The organism is Pseudomonas sp. DC3200b2 (assembly GCF_049895785.1).
Classification (GTDB): Bacteria; Pseudomonadota; Gammaproteobacteria; order Pseudomonadales; family Pseudomonadaceae; genus Aquipseudomonas; species Aquipseudomonas massiliensis.
In genome coordinates this window covers 448365-462569 of record NZ_JAFCTA010000002.1, presented here as the reverse complement: position 1 = coordinate 462569, position 14205 = coordinate 448365, and the positions used below count along the sequence as shown (strand labels likewise).

Annotated in this window: 11 protein-coding genes and 2 pseudogenes; 5 read left to right on the top strand and 8 right to left on the bottom strand. The window is 63.9% G+C overall.

Translation table 11 applies throughout. The features are described from left to right. The first annotated feature begins 3 nt into the window (after positions 1 to 3). The 4 genes from xylB to gloA all read left to right on the top strand — a co-directional run bounded on the left by xylB (position 4) and on the right by gloA (position 3624). Positions 4 to 1485, top strand: coding sequence for a xylulokinase (gene xylB / locus ACP691_RS07855; RefSeq protein ID WP_426199186.1), 1482 nt, complete (start codon positions 4 to 6; stop codon positions 1483 to 1485). Positions 1486 to 1497: 12 nt separating this feature from the next. After that, a complete protein-coding gene (locus tag ACP691_RS07850) occupies positions 1498 to 2439 on the top strand; it encodes a carbohydrate kinase family protein (protein WP_426199184.1) in 942 nt (313 codons plus the stop codon). Positions 2440 to 2538: 99 nt separating this feature from the next. Next, positions 2539 to 2901, top strand: coding sequence for a histone-like nucleoid-structuring protein, MvaT/MvaU family (locus ACP691_RS07845; RefSeq protein WP_426199182.1), 363 nt, complete (start codon positions 2539 to 2541; stop codon positions 2899 to 2901). Positions 2902 to 3093: 192 nt separating this feature from the next. After that, complete coding sequence (gene gloA, locus ACP691_RS07840) at positions 3094 to 3624, top strand: lactoylglutathione lyase (RefSeq protein WP_426199180.1); 531 nt, start codon at positions 3094 to 3096, stop codon at positions 3622 to 3624. Positions 3625 to 3809: 185 nt separating this feature from the next. On the opposite strand, the gene ACP691_RS07835 is transcribed toward gloA, so the two are convergent. The 6 genes and pseudogenes from ACP691_RS07835 to ACP691_RS07810 form a co-directional block, all read right to left on the bottom strand. Then, positions 3810 to 6191, bottom strand: coding sequence for a DNA polymerase II (locus ACP691_RS07835; RefSeq protein ID WP_426199178.1), 2382 nt, complete (start codon positions 6189 to 6191; stop codon positions 3810 to 3812). A 31-nt stretch (positions 6192 to 6222) separates the two neighbouring features. Further along, a complete protein-coding gene (locus ACP691_RS07830; protein ID WP_426199176.1) occupies positions 6223 to 6474 on the bottom strand; it encodes a metallothionein in 252 nt (83 codons plus the stop codon). A 120-nt stretch (positions 6475 to 6594) separates the two neighbouring features. Then, positions 6595 to 6804 carry a hypothetical protein gene (locus ACP691_RS07825; RefSeq protein ID WP_426199173.1) on the bottom strand — a complete coding sequence of 70 codons (210 nt, stop codon included), beginning with the start codon at positions 6802 to 6804 and terminating at the stop codon, positions 6595 to 6597. A gap of 137 nt (positions 6805 to 6941) precedes the next feature. After that, positions 6942 to 7535 (bottom strand): annotated as a pseudogene (locus tag ACP691_RS07820) (methyl-accepting chemotaxis protein); the annotation flags it as partial. Between the two features lie 261 nt (positions 7536 to 7796). Continuing rightward, positions 7797 to 8573, bottom strand: a pseudogene (locus tag ACP691_RS07815) (CHASE3 domain-containing protein); the annotation flags it as partial. Positions 8574 to 8692: 119 nt separating this feature from the next. Further along, entirely contained in the window at positions 8693 to 9010 is a 318-nt protein-coding gene (locus ACP691_RS07810; RefSeq protein ID WP_426199172.1) for an RcnB family protein, read from the bottom strand. 215 nt (positions 9011 to 9225) lie between these two features. Between ACP691_RS07810 and ACP691_RS07805 the strand changes: the two genes are divergently transcribed. After that, positions 9226 to 11169, top strand: a complete 1944-nt coding sequence (locus tag ACP691_RS07805) for a PAS domain S-box protein (protein WP_426199171.1) — start codon at positions 9226 to 9228, stop codon at positions 11167 to 11169. Here ACP691_RS07805 and ACP691_RS07800 read toward each other — a convergent pair. Next, positions 11149 to 12303 carry an HlyD family secretion protein gene (locus tag ACP691_RS07800; RefSeq protein ID WP_426199169.1) on the bottom strand — a complete coding sequence of 385 codons (1155 nt, stop codon included), beginning with the start codon at positions 12301 to 12303 and terminating at the stop codon, positions 11149 to 11151. The genes ACP691_RS07805 and ACP691_RS07800 overlap by 21 nt on opposite strands. Next, positions 12303 to 13946 (bottom strand): MFS transporter, encoded by a 1644-nt coding sequence (locus tag ACP691_RS07795; RefSeq protein ID WP_426199167.1) that lies wholly within the window; start codon positions 13944 to 13946, stop codon positions 12303 to 12305. Before ACP691_RS07795 ends, ACP691_RS07800 begins: the two co-directional genes overlap by 1 nt. Positions 13947 to 14205 lie beyond the last annotated feature (259 nt).

Sequence of the window (14205 nt, the reverse complement as noted above, 5' to 3'; positions counted from 1 at the left end):
CTCATGTACTTAGGTATCGACTGCGGCACCCAGGGCACCAAGGCGGTGGTCCTGGATAGCCAGAGCGGCCGCGTGCTGGGCCGCGGGGCTGCGGGACATCACTTGCTAAGCGGTGCGAATGGCCGCCGTGAGCAGGACCCGGCCGAATGGATACAGGCGCTGGTGAGCGCCAGCCGCCAGGCGCTCGCCGATGCGGGCATCGCCGGGCAGGCCATCGTCGGGGTCGGTGTGTCTGGTCAACAGCATGGCCTGGTATTGCTCGATGCCACGGGCCGGGTGTTGCGCCCGGCCAAACTCTGGTGCGATACGCAAACCACTGTGGAAAACGCGCGTCTGCTCGCCGACCTGGGCGGCACCCAGGGATCGCTCGAACGCCTGGGCCTGGCCCTGGCGCCGGGATATACCCTCTCCAAATTGCTCTGGAGCAAGGAGCGGTTCCCTGAACTCTTCGACCAGGTAGCACATGTCCTGTTACCTCATGACTACCTGAACTTCTGGTTGACCGGCCGCTTCTGCAGCGAATACGGGGATGCTTCCGGCACCGGTTACTTCAATGTTCGAACCCGCTGCTGGGACCTGGATCTTCTGGATGTCGTCGATCCCAGTGGGCGTCTGCGCCGGGCCCTTCCCACCCTGGTGAGCGCGGACGAGGCTATAGGCCGGGTCCGTCCAGAAGCGGCGGCCGAGCTGGGCATCAGCCCGGATGCGCTCGTCTCCAGCGGCGGCGGCGACAACATGATGGCCGCCATCGGCACGGGAAATATCAGCCCCGGCCTGTTCACCATGAGTCTGGGCTCCTCGGGCACCGTGTACGGCTATACCGATTCGCCAGTCGTGTGTCCCGAGCCCTCGGTAGCCACCTTCTGTTCGTCAACCGGGGGCTGGCTGCCGTTGATCTGCACTATGAACCTGACCAACGTGACCAGTCAGGTGCGCGATTTGCTGCGCCTGGACCTGGGCGCGTTCAACGAAGCCGTGGCAGGCGCGCCCATTGGCGCCGAGGGTGTGCTGATGCTGCCCTTCCTCAACGGCGAGCGAGTGCCTGCCCTGCCCCAGGCCACTGGCTCGATCCTCGGGCTGACGACGGCCAATATGAACGCCGCGAATCTATGCCGGGCCGCGGTAGAGGGCACTACCTTCGGCCTGCGTTATGGGCTTGACCTCCTGCGCGCGGCCGGCATGCAAAGCAGCGCCATACGGCTGGTGGGCGGCGGCGCCAAGAGCCCGGTGTGGCGGCAACTGGTGGCCGACGTCATGAACACCCCAGTGATCTGCACCGTCGAGCCGGAAGCCGCCGCGCTGGGCGCTGCATTGCAAGCCGCCTGGTGCGACCAGGGCGGCGATGACACCCTGGGTGGCCTCGAGGCGCTCTGCGCCCGTTGCGTGATGCTCGACGAAACGACACAGTGCCTGCCGAAACCGGAGAACGTGGCGGCCTACCAGCCGATCTACGCGCGTTACCGGACCCTGCTTTCCAACCTATGATCTGGAGCCCCCATGTTTCTGGTATGCGGCGAAGCCCTCTACGACTTCTTTTGCGACACCCGCCTCGGTGAACCTCAGCCGCGGCTGGCCTACACGGCCGTGGCCGGGGGGTCGCCTTTCAACGTCGCGGTCGGCCTGGCGCGCCTGCAGGCGCCAGTAGGTCTGCTGGCCGGCCTGTCCACCGACGCGCTTGGGGAAAACCTCGTCGCGCTGCTGGCCCGGGAAGGCGTGGCGGGTGACTACCTGCAACGCTTCGAGGCGCCCACCACCCTGGCCATGGTCAGCCTGTCCGGCGCGGGCATACCGAGCTATGCCTTCCGGGGCGCCGGCTGCGCTGACCGAGCCCTGGAGGCGCGGCATCTGCCTGAACTGGACGCCAGGGTAACGGCCCTGCATTTCGGCTCCTTTTCACTGGTGGTCGAACCGGTGGGCAGCGCGCTGAGGTCCCTGGCCCGCCGCGAGCGAGGCCAGCGCCTGATCAGCTACGACCCGAATGTCAGGCTCAATCCAGCGCCGGATATTCATCAATGGCGCGCCAGTGTCACCGAGATGGTGAGCATGGCGCACTTGGTGAAGGTCAGTGATGAAGACTTGGCGCTGCTTTATCCCGAGGTGCCCATCGAACAGGTAGCCAACGGCTGGCTGGAGCAAGGTTGTGAACTGGTGTTCGTGACCCGGGGCGGGGAAGGCGCCGAGGCCTACAGCCGCGGCCAGGATTGCGTCAGGGTAGCGGCCCCGGTGGTCCAGGTGCGCGATACGGTAGGCGCCGGAGATACCTTCCAGGCCGCGCTCCTGACATGGCTGCACGAGCGAAGCAAGGCACTGCCGGACCAGTTGCGGTCATTGAACCCGCAAGATCTCGAAGCGATGCTTCACTTCGCCTGCAAGGCAGCCGCCGTGACCTGTTCGCGGGTCGGGCCGGATCTGCCCCGCCGCTCGGAACTTCAGGCTTAGTTGCTCTGGCAATCAAGAAGCCGGTGCGCCTCAAGGTTTACTTGACGCGACCGGCGTTCTATCCTGCCGCGCACTCGTTCACAAAGCCGGAGCTGTCCCATGTCACGACTCGCTGAATTCCGTGCCGCTGAGAAGGCCCTTCAAGAGCAACTCGCCTTGTTGGAGCGAATGAAAAGCGACGCGGCGCTGAAGCGCGAACTGGCCTTCGAGGAAAAGCTTGTGGCTTTGATGCAGCAGTATGGAAAGAGTCTGCGGGATGTCATCGCTCTTCTCGACCCCTCGCGGTCTCCGAGCGGCGCTTCAACGCCAGCGCCCAGAACCCGCCGTCCGCGCGTGGTGAAGGTGTACGAAAACCCTCATACCGGGGAGTTGATCGAAACCAAGGGCGGTAACCACCGCGGCCTGCGCGCCTGGAAGGACCAGTATGGCGTGGATGCCGTCGAGGGCTGGGTACGCCGCTGAGCGGTCGCATGCTTCACGCTTTTTTCACGTCCGAGCGCGCAGGATCAAGATCGCTGAAGGAACAGCGCCCCATATGCCCGCTTCGGCGGGCTTCTTCTTTCCTGCCTGTTTCGGCAGTCGTCCCTAGGGACATCGCGGATACCGCGCCTCGATCCAATCTTCCTCTCGTTTTCCCATCAAGGAGTGCTTGCCATGAGCCGCAGCCAACTGGACGCCGTCGCCGGCGTCACCGCTTCTCCCGATTCCGCTACCCAGGGCTTCGTTTTCAACCACACGATGTTACGGGTCAAGGACATTACGCGCTCGCTGGACTTCTACACCCGCGTGCTGGGTTTCAGCCTGATCGAAAAACGTGATTTTCCCGAAGCTCAGTTCAGTCTTTATTTCCTTGCGCTGGTGGATCGGGCCAATATTCCGGACGACGATGCCGAGCGTCACCGCTGGATGAAATCCATTCCAGGCGTGTTGGAACTTACCCATAACCACGGCACGGAAAGCGATGCCGATTTCGCTTACCACAATGGCAACAGTGACCCGCGTGGGTTTGGGCATATTTGCGTGTCCGTGCCGGATATTCATTCGGCCTGCGAGCGCTTCGAAGCACTGGGTGTCGACTTCCAGAAGCGCCTGACCGATGGACGCATGAAAAGCCTGGCGTTCATCAAGGACCCGGACGGCTACTGGGTAGAAATCATCCAGCCCGAGCCGGTGGTGGGTGAGTAAGGTTCACCGGAGAGCCCGGCAGGACGCCGTTCGCGGGTTCGCCTGACCCCTGCATGAGGTGCATGGCGCTGTAGGTAGCGGGCGCAGCCGCAGGCAAAGACCGCGAATGGGCATCGAGTTGCAGTCGGCAGCTTCGCTACCTCCCACAGCCACGGCCCCCTCCTGCGCTACGCTACGGGCTACCGCTAGAAAAGCCCCATCTGCCCGCCGATCACGTGCTCGAAATCCGCATTGACAAAGGGCAGTATGGCATCGGCCACCGGTCGCAGCTGGCGACTGATGTAATGGTCGTAATCCGGAGCGGCCTTGCGCGCTTCCAGTGGCTCCGGGCCGTTCAGGGTCATGACATAACTGATCCAGCCGCCGCGCTGGTATTGGGCGGGCCGGCCATGGGCCTGGTTGTACTCATCGGCCAGGCGAGCGGCCCGCACCTGGGGCGGCACGTTCCGCTCGTACTCGGCCAGCGAACGGCCCAGCCGCTTGCGGTACACCAGCAAGTGGTCCAACTCGCCGTCGCGGGTTTGCCGTACATATTCGCGCAGCCAGCTCTCCCATGGCTGACCCGTGAAGATGCGCTCATAGAGCGCCTGCTGGAATTCCCGAGCCAGCGGCGACCAATCGGTGCGTACGCTTTCCAGCCCCTTGAACACCAGCCGATAGCCACCGTCCGGGTTTTCGACCAGTCCGGCATAGCGCTTCTTGCTGCCCTCCTCGGCGCCCCGGATGGTCGGCATGAGGAAGCGCTTGAAATGACTTTCGAACTGCAGCTCCAAGGCACTTTCAAGCCCCAGGGTCCGGCTCAATTGCTCGCGCCACCATTGGTTGACTGTCACCACCAGGTGCCGGCCTATGGCGGTCGCTTCATCATGATCGCACGCGCGGTCGAGCCAGACGAAGGTCGAGTCAGTGTCGCCATAGATCACCGAATACCCCTCGGCTTCGATCAGCGCGCGCGTCTGCTGCATGATCTGCTGGCCCCTGAGAGTGATGGACGAGGCCAGGCGGTGGTCGTAGAAACGGCAGCTCGGCGAACCCAGTACGCCGTAGAAGGCGTTCATGATGATCTTCAGGGCCTGGACCAAAGGGGCATTACCGTCTTGCTTGGCCTGCTCACGGGCTTTCCAGACACGCTCTACGATGCCCGGCAGGCCGTGCCGGATGCGCGAGAACCGCGCGCCACAATAGCCGTCAAGCGCCTGGCCGGGCTCGGCCAGGCCTTCGACCAGGCCAACCGGGTCGATCAGGAACGTGCGAATGATGGAGGGGTAAAGGCTTTTGTAGTCCAGCACCAATACCGAGTCGTATAGCCCAGGCCGCGAGTCCATCACGAACCCCCCGGGACTGGCCTGGGGCATGCGCTCGCCACGGTTGGGCGCTACCAGGCCCAGGCGGTGCATCACCGGCAAGTAAAGATGGTCGAACGCGGCAACCGATCCACCGTTGCGGTCGGCGGGCAAACCGGTGACCGTGGCTCGCTCGAGCAGAAAGTCCATGATCCGGGTGTGCTCGAAGATGCGGGTGACCAATTCACAGTCGCGCAGGTTGTAGTGCGCTAGGGCAGGCTTGTCCTCCCGAAACATGCGCTCGATGGCGGTCAGGCGCTGGTACACATTGTCGATGGCTTTTCCCTCGCCCAACAGCGTTCGTGCCACGTGCTCCAGGCTGAACGACTTAAAACGCCAGAACGCCGAGCGCAGCGCCTCGATGCCATCGATGACCAGCCGTCCCGGCACTGACGCGAAGCAATGGGCATGCTCGGAGTGCTCACGCCAGCCCATGGGCTCGCCGCCCCGGCCCAGCCGCAAGGGCACCTGGCAACGCTGGCTGTGCTCATGGAGCACCCTTAGATCGAACTGCACCAGGTTCCAGCCGATGATGGCGTCCGGATCGTGCTCGGCGAACCAGGCATTGAGGGCTTCAAGCAGGGCCGGCCGATCCGGCAGGTAACGCAGGCTATAGTCCAGGGCCAGGGGCACCGCTGGTGGTTCACCAAGCATCAACACGGTGCGGCTTGCGCAGCCCTCGAGCCCGATACAGAACAGATTGCCGTGACGATCGGTTTCAATATCCAAGGACACCAGGCGCAACTTGGGACGGTAGCCAGGGGCGGGCCGGATATCCCCTTCCCAGCCCGCTTGCGCGCTTGGCTGCGCCGTAAAGGCGACCGGCGCGGTAATGAAGCGCTCCATGAGGTAGCGGTCCGGGGGCCGCACGTCGGCCTCGTAGACATCCACCCCGCCCTGGCGCAGCCGTTGCGCGAGGTCGAGGAGCTGGCGGTACTGACTACAGTAAAGCGCGGCAACCGGTCGCTGCCGGAAATCCTTGAGGTCCAGGTCACGCAGTCGCGCTCCAGGCTCCCCATCCAGCAAGCGCTCGGCCCGCGCGCGCTGCGCCTGGGGCAGGAAGGCGACGGCTTCCTGCACCGGGAGGCGCAGGCGCAAGGGGCCTTCATCCGTGGCCAGCCATACGGCCAGCGCGATGCCCCGTTCGGTATCGACCCAATGACGGGTGAGAATAAAGCCGTGACGATGAGACAACCCCGGTTCCTCGGTTGAGCGGGTCGTCATTCTATTGCGTCAGGGCATTGGTCGCCCAAGGTTATGGGGAAATGGGATCGCTGGCGGGGAAAGTTTCCTCCACGGCGTTATCCACCTTGTCGTGGCCTTGGCCATGGTCACGGGTTTTCACGGCCGTGCTGCCGCAGCCGCAGCCGCGCATCGTACAGGGCTGACCATCGAGATGATCGAGGGAGCAGGCAACGCAGCAGAACCACTTGCCCTGCACCTCCACGCCCTCGGTGGAGCCGGGACCGCAGTCGCAGCCGGAACAGTTGCAGGTTTTCTCAGCCATATCGATCTCCAGGCAGTAGCTGTACTGCATAGGAATGGCTGGCTGGGCGGGAAGTTTCGTTGGCGGGGCAAGCCAGGCCCATCAGCGGGCCTGGTCGAAGATTGCCTGTTACGGATGCGCTCAATACCGCTGGTACTGGGAACCGAACTCCTTGCGGTTCTCAGCCACGAGCACGGCGGCTGGCTGACGCTGCGTTGCGGCCTGGGCCGGCTGGGCGGCAGCAGCGGCCTGACGCGGGGCTACCGCTATGGCCTGAGCCTTGGGCAGCGCGAAGGCGCTGCTGGAGGCGATGGCGGATACACTGAGGGCAAGCGCGATGAGGCGTTTCATGGTGAGTCTCCTGAGAGGTGGTTAACTGTGTCGCTACAGTAGCCACCTGTCCGGCTCAGGGGAAAATCAACTCAGGCATAGTAACCATCAACGCCAGTGATCATTGCATCGGCCTGTTTCGCTCATGGCTTGCAGCCTTACAGCTTGAACTCTCGCACCTTGGCCTCCAGCGTCCGTGCCAGCTGCTCGATCCGGCCGGCGCTTTGGGACGCTCCGGCAATACCCTGGTTGGCGGCTTGAGCCATCTGGGCGATGCGCTCGACATTGCGGGCGACGTCCTGGCTGGCCACCGATTGCTCCTGCAGCGCCATCGAAATCTGATCCACCGCCGAGATGATCCGGCCCGAGCCACCGCGGATATGCTCGATGGCCTGGTTGGCCGTCTGGGCCAGGCGCAGGCCGCCGTTTACCTGTTCCACCCCGACCTGCATCTTGCTCACTGCCTCGTGAGCGCTACTCTGAATCTTCTGGATCATGTCGCCGATTTCCTGGGTCGATTTGCCGGTGCGCTGGGCCAGCAAACGTACTTCATCGGCCACTACCGCGAAGCCCCGGCCCTGCTCTCCCGCGCGCGCCGCTTCGATGGCCGCATTGAGGGCCAGCAGGTTGGTTTGCTCGGAAATCGCCGTGATGACATTGACGATGGAAGTAATCTGCTCAATCTGCCGGCCCAGTTCAGCAACCTGGTCTGAGGAAGTCTGCACGGTCCCGGCGATCTGCCCCATGCTCTCCAGGGTCTGCTGAATCACCGCGCCGCCTTCCTGTGACTGTCGGCCTGAGTCAGAAGAGATCTCCCGCGCCTCGCTGGCACTGCTCGCCACATGGCTAATGCTGACAGTCAGTTCCTCCACGGTCGCCGCCATGCTGGAAGCCGAGTTGGACTGTTCCTGTGCGGCGTTGGAAAGGTCGTTGGAAGTTGCTGCGATATCGCGGGCCGCGGCCACCAGCCCTTCGCTGCTGGCCAGAATTTCCTGGATCATGTCCCGTAACTTTTCCTGCATGGCGGCGAAAGCAGTGTTCAGCTGGCCGATCTCGTCGCCGGAACGATCCGTGATCGGCAGGTCCAAACGTCCTCCGGCTATGCCTCGGGCAACATCGATAGCCCCCTGGATACGCCGCCGTATTGAAGCCGACAAACCGATGGCGACGGCTAAGGCCAGAAGGGCTGCGGCAATCCCACCAATCACCAGGCTGCTCAAGGCAAAGGATTCAGCGGCCTTGAGCGCGTCACTGCGGGTTCCCAACAGCTTTTCTTCATCCCCGCGTATATCGGCCAACAACTTGCGCATGCTGTCCATGCGAGTCTTGTCCTGTCTGGCGGTGATGCGATCGGTCAGGGCAGCGGCCGGTTGTGTGCCTGCGTTCACCGCGCGGCGCAGTGCAAGTGTTCCTTCCAGATCCTGGCTGAGCCAGCTCTGCTGGGTGGCGCGCAGGTCTTCGAGGCGCTTCTGCTGGACCGGATTGTCCGAGGTCAGCTGTTTCATTCTGGCCCAGGCCCGCTCAAAGCGCTCTCGCCCTTCGTTATACGGGCCCAGGAAGTCGTCCTGGCCGCTCAGGGCGAAGCCGCGCATGCCCGTTTCCATATTGGTGAGGGCTATCAGGGCGTCGCTGGACGCGTCCATCACCTGGTAGGTATGGATGGTCCAATTCACGCTTTTGTCAGCCTCGGAGAAGCCGTGGCGAGCCACCAGCACCAGACCGAGGATAATCAGGATGATCGCGCCGAACGCGGCGCTGAGCTTCTGGGTGAGCGAGAGGCGCGACAACATGGCAAGTCCTCAACGAACGGCCCCAAGGAGGATGGGGCACGCAGTACCGGTCGACAGAACCCGTGCCCTGGCACATAGGATTCGAGGCCGCCTAGTTGCCGGGCTCTGTCATGCCGGGATCATTTCTGATCGCGAATTTCCTTGATCACCGCGTTTTCGCGGTTGACCATCACATACTTTCCGCTGATCTCGACCCACTGGGCATTGTCCTCGGGCGCGGGCAGGCCTTTGGCTTTCCAGTCGCGAATCGCGGTGTCATCACGGGTATAGGGGTCTGGCGCCTTGTCGCCATGGGTGTAGCAGCGGCCGTGGCCGAGGAAGTCCGTCCAGACTGCGTCTGGCTTGCAGTCGCTTTTCTTTTCATCGGTGGCCTGGGCCAGCAAGGGGGTCAAGCACAACAGGGCAGCCAGGGCTGCCGCGGATGTTTTGTTTCGCATCGCTCACCTCTTTTTCAAGCGGGCCCACGGCCCGCGCTTCGGGGGCCCGAGCCTTATCCAGGCCCCTCAGGTTATGGAAGCCTGACAACCAGGAAAGTTTCCTTTATCCGTGTCGGTGGGCCGTTCGTAGCCTGGGTATATCGCCCCGCTTCCCCGCCCGCTAGAATTGCGGGTCGCCCGTCATTACAGCCATGCCCTACGCCATGAACGCTTCCATGCCCGGACCTGCCCTGAACGAGCTGAGTGACGAAGGCAGCCGCTACCGCCTGTTGCTCGACGCTGTCACCGATTACGCTATCTACATGCTCGGTCCCGGCGGCGAGGTGACCAGTTGGAACACCGGCGCCAAGCGCTTCAAGGGCTATGAGGAAGCGGAGATCCTTGGCCAGCATTTCTCCCGTTTCTACACTGAGGAAGACCGCGCCGCCGGCCTGCCCCAGCGAGCCCTGAACATCGCCGCCCAGGAAGGCCGCTTTGAAAACGAAGGCTGGCGCGTGCGCAAGGATGGCTCGCGCTTCTGGTGCCATGTGGTCATCGACCCCATCCTTTCGGGTGAAGGCGCTGTGCTCGGCTATGCCAAGGTCACCCGGGACCTGACCGAGCGACGCTTGGCCGAGCAGGAACTGCGCCGTACCGAGCAGCAGTTTCGCCTGCTTGTCCAGGGTGTGGTGGATTACGCCATCTACATGCTCGACCCCAACGGCATCATCACCAATTGGAACCAGGGTGCCCAGCGCATCAAGGGCTATACCCCCGCCGAGGTGATCGGGCAGCACTTCTCGATGTTCTACCCCGCGCCGGAGCGCGAGCGCGGCGATCCGGAACGTGGCCTGCGCACGGCCATGAGTGAGGGCCGCTTCGAAAACCAGGGCTGGCGGGTACGTCGGGACGGCACGACCTTCTGGGCCAACGTAGTGATTGACCCCATCCGCGACGATCAGGGCCAGTTGCTGGGATTCGCCAAGGTGACCCGGGACATCACCGAGGCGCGGGAAAAGGAGCTTGCCTTGGAACAGGCGCGGGAAGCCCTGTTTCAATCCCAGAAGATGGAGTCGCTCGGCCAGCTGACCGGAGGCATCGCCCATGACTTCAACAACCTGCTCATGGTGGTGCTCGGAAGTCTGGAGATCCTGCGCAAGCGCCTGCCCGGCGACCCCCGCATCACGCCCTTGCTCGACAATGCCCTCCAGGGCGCCCAGCGCGGCGCGTCCCTGACCCGCCGCATGCTGGCCTTCGCCCGGCGTCAAAAGCTCACGCTCGAGCGGGTGGACCTGAGTGGGGTGATCCGCGGGATGTCGGAGCTGTTGCAGAGCTCGCTCGGGGCCAAGGTCCACATCGAAACCCGCTTCCCCTTGCGCCTTCCTCCGGTAATGGCCGATACCAACCAGCTGGAGCTGGCCGTGCTCAACCTGGCCGTGAATGCACGGGACGCCATGCCCGAGGGCGGCACCTTGACCATAGAGGCGCGGGAGCATGAGTTGAACGCCAATGCGCTGAACCTTCCAGCCGGCGCCTACATTTGCCTCTCGCTGAAGGACTCCGGCGAAGGGATGGATGCGGCGACCCTGGCGCGGGCCGCCGAGCCTTTCTTCACGACCAAGGGCATAGGCAAGGGAACCGGCCTGGGCCTGTCCATGGTCCATGGCCTGGCGGAGCAGACCGGCGGCAAGTTCCACCTGCGTAGCAGCCGGCCCGGCGGCACCACGGCAGAGCTGTGGTTGCCCGTGGCCCAGGGTACCGCCAGCGGCTCGCCGTCGCAGGCGTTGACGGGCGCGGACCTGCATGCCCCGCCGGGACGGTCGCGCACCCTGCTGGTGGTGGATGATGACCCCCTGATCCTGCTCAGCACCCGGGCCATGCTCGAAGATCTTGGCTATGCAGTGCTCCAGGCCACCAGCGCGGAACAGGCCTTGAACTGCCTGGCCCAGCATCCTGGACGTATCGATGCACTGGTGACCGATAACGAACTGCCCGGCTTGTCGGGTATTGAATTGATCGGCCGCGCCCGGGAACAGCAGCCGGCCCTGGGTTTTGTGCTGGTCAGTGGCTTCGGTCATCAACCAGAAGCGCGCGGCCCGGCGCTGACGCGCATCGACAAGCCCTTCGATCAGCGGGTACTGGGCCAGGCTCTGCTCGACCTATGGAGCGAGTGCCGCTGAGGCCGGCGCCTGCGCGGAGGTGTCCACGCTGACGACTACCGACATGCCCGGGCGCAGCCTGGGCAGGTCAGGCTGGTCAGCGTCCAGGACGATCTTCACCGGAATGCGCTGGGCGATCTTGACGAAGTTGCCGGTCGCGTTGTCGGCCTGCAACAAGCTGAACTCCGAACCGGTGGCTGGGGCGATTTCCAGGACGTGGCCTCGCAACCTGGCATGGTTGAGCGCGTCCACGGTAAAGGTCGCCGACTGGCCAATACGCATGTGGGCCATCTGGGTTTCCTTGAAATTGGCAATCACCCATACCGTTTCCGGAACCAGGGCCATCAGTTGGGCCCCGGAGTTGACCCAGGCGCCAAGGCGCACGCCGATCTGCCCCAACTGTCCGTCCCTGGGCGCGACCACCCGTGTATTGGCCAGGTCGATGCGGGCCAGTTCCACTGACGCGGCGGCGTTATCGACCGCCGCTTCGAGCGCGGCCCGGTTGACATCGACGGTACGCACGTCTTCCTCGGCGATTCGCACCGCGGCCCTGGCCTGGGCCAGGCTGGCCTTCGCCTCGGCCGCCGCCGCCCGGCTCATATCCAGTTCGCTACGGGAAATCGAGCCGTCAGTGATCAATGCCTGGCTGCGCGCCAGGTCTGCCTCAGCCTTGCGCGCTTGGGCCTCGGCGCTGCCGATAGCGGCGCGGCGTTGTTCCAGGCTGGCCTGGGCGCTGCGTTTCTGCTGTCGATTGTTGGCCAGGTTCGCCCGCTGGGACGCCAGGTTCGCCTGGGCCTGGGCCAGGCGCTGGGTGTAGATTCGATCATCGAGCCGCACCAGCAGCTCTCCCGCCTTCACATACTGGAAATCTTGCACAGGCACTTCGAATACATAGCCGCTCAGCTGAGGGCTGATGACCGTGACCTGGCCGCGCACCAGAGCGTTCTCGGTACTTTCAACGGCGCTGGCGAAAGGTGGCAGTTGCCAAGCGTAGAGGACGATGAGCACTCCCAGCACCGCCAGCCCGCCGAAGGTCAACGCAGAAAAGAACTTGGCACGACCGCTACGGCCCTGGACGATGGGGTCGGCCGGCGGAGACTGCCCCTCAGGTGTGGCCGCGATCGCTGTGGTGGTGGTCTGGGTCGGTTCAGTCATCAGGGTTTGCCGGAAGTGGAATCTAGAGCCGCCTGGGCGCGGGCATTACTGGCCAGCCAGAGTACCCGCACCGCCATCCAGATGAAGGTCAGGATGGCGATAATGGCAATCAGCATGAATACATCGTTGTAGGCCATGACGTTGGCTTCCCGGGTCGCGGCGGTGGCCAGCGCCCGCAGCCCCTGTAGCGTGCGCGCCTGGGTGTCGGGAAGCAGGCTGCTGTAGTTGGCCGCGCCGTTGCTCAGCCGCGCGGCCACCCGAGGGTCGGCGCCCACCAGTTGTTCGACGATATGGCTGGAGTGGAATTTCTCCCGGATGACCTGCCAGGTACCCAGCAGGGCCGAGCCCAGCAACCCGCCCAGGTTCTGGGCAATACCGAACATGACGGAGAAACTCACCAGGTTGCGCGGGTTGGCAATGACGTTGCGGGTGCCGAGCACCATGGTGGGGCCCAGGAAGAACGTACTACCGAACGCGAGCAGGAACTGGCTCAGGTAAAGCTGCGGTGGCCGGGTCAGATTGCTGGAGAAACTGTCCATCAAGGCGCCCGCGGCCATCAGCGCTACCGAGAGCAACAATGGACGGAACAGATGTTCAGGGTCGATCGTCAAGGCGCTGACCAACAGCCCCGCCGCGCTGCCGATGAGCATCACCACATACAGGCTGAACAGTTGCTCGCTGCCCATGTTCAGGTACTGCATGAAGCCGACCGCGCCGGTGGACTGTTCGGACGTCACCATGCGAATCAACACCACCGCCAGGCCCAGGCGCAGGATCGGTCCGCTGCCCAGCCAGCGCGTCATCAGCAAGGGGTTGCGTCTGTTGTGCTCGATACACAGCCCGAGCGAGATCAATACGATGGCAGCGGCCAGGGCGATGCCGATCGAGGGCGCTTCCAGCCACCAGTCGATGCGTCCCAGGGACAGCACCGCCACCAGTAGGCCGACGCCTGGAGCGAGAATGGCAAAGGTCAGGAAATCCATCGGCTCGAAGGTGCGAAAGCGATCTCCAGGTGGAAGCTTCAGCCAGAGCACGCAACCCAGCGCGGTGATCGCCAGGCCGAGCTCGAACAGGTACAGCCCGCGCCATTCCGCGATCTGCAGGAGGTCTTCGGACACCAGGCGCGCCAAGGGCAAGGCCAGCTGTGCCGTACCCAGCCCCAATACCAATGCCTTGAGCCGCCACTTGGCCGGCAGCGCCTGGATCATGTAGTACAGCCCGAGAGAGCTGAGCGCGGCGCCCACCATGCCGTGGGCAGCGCGCACCGCGATGGCCGAACCGAGGTCGTTGACGAACAGGTGGGCCAGGGTCACCAGCACATAGAGGGCCAGGAATACCTCTGTGAAGGCACGCAGGCCGAACTGCTGGCGAAACTTGACCAGCAGCAGGTTCATGGTGACGTTGGTCATCACATAGGCCGCCGGCAGCCAGGCGATTTCGGCGCTGGTCACACCCAGCGCGCCCTGCAGATACACCAGATTGGCAGTGACCAACGCATTGCCCAGCCCGCCGGTGATGCCCACCAGTAACCCGGTGAGGGCATAGGCCACACGCCGGTGAGTGGGATGCAGGGGCGTGGAGGGCGATCCGGGGAGGTTCGGCCGCTCGTGGGGCTGCCAGTCGCGAGGGGCGTAGCGATCCATTCATTGACTCGTCTGCGGCGATTTGGCCGAGCCAGGCCGGGCGCTGTCGATACAGCCCGGCATGACATCTGTGCCTTAGTAGCAGCGCGGCGGCAAAAGTTTCTATGCACCCTCGATTCAAGGCTCGCTGCAACCGGAGCCGGGCTGGCAACCTGTTTATTCTTCGCTCGCGGCCCGAGAAAGAATTTTTCTCCGCCGAAGGCGGGCCGCGCTCTAGCAAAAGAGAAAAACTCTCCAGCGGGACAGGCCTAGAATCAGT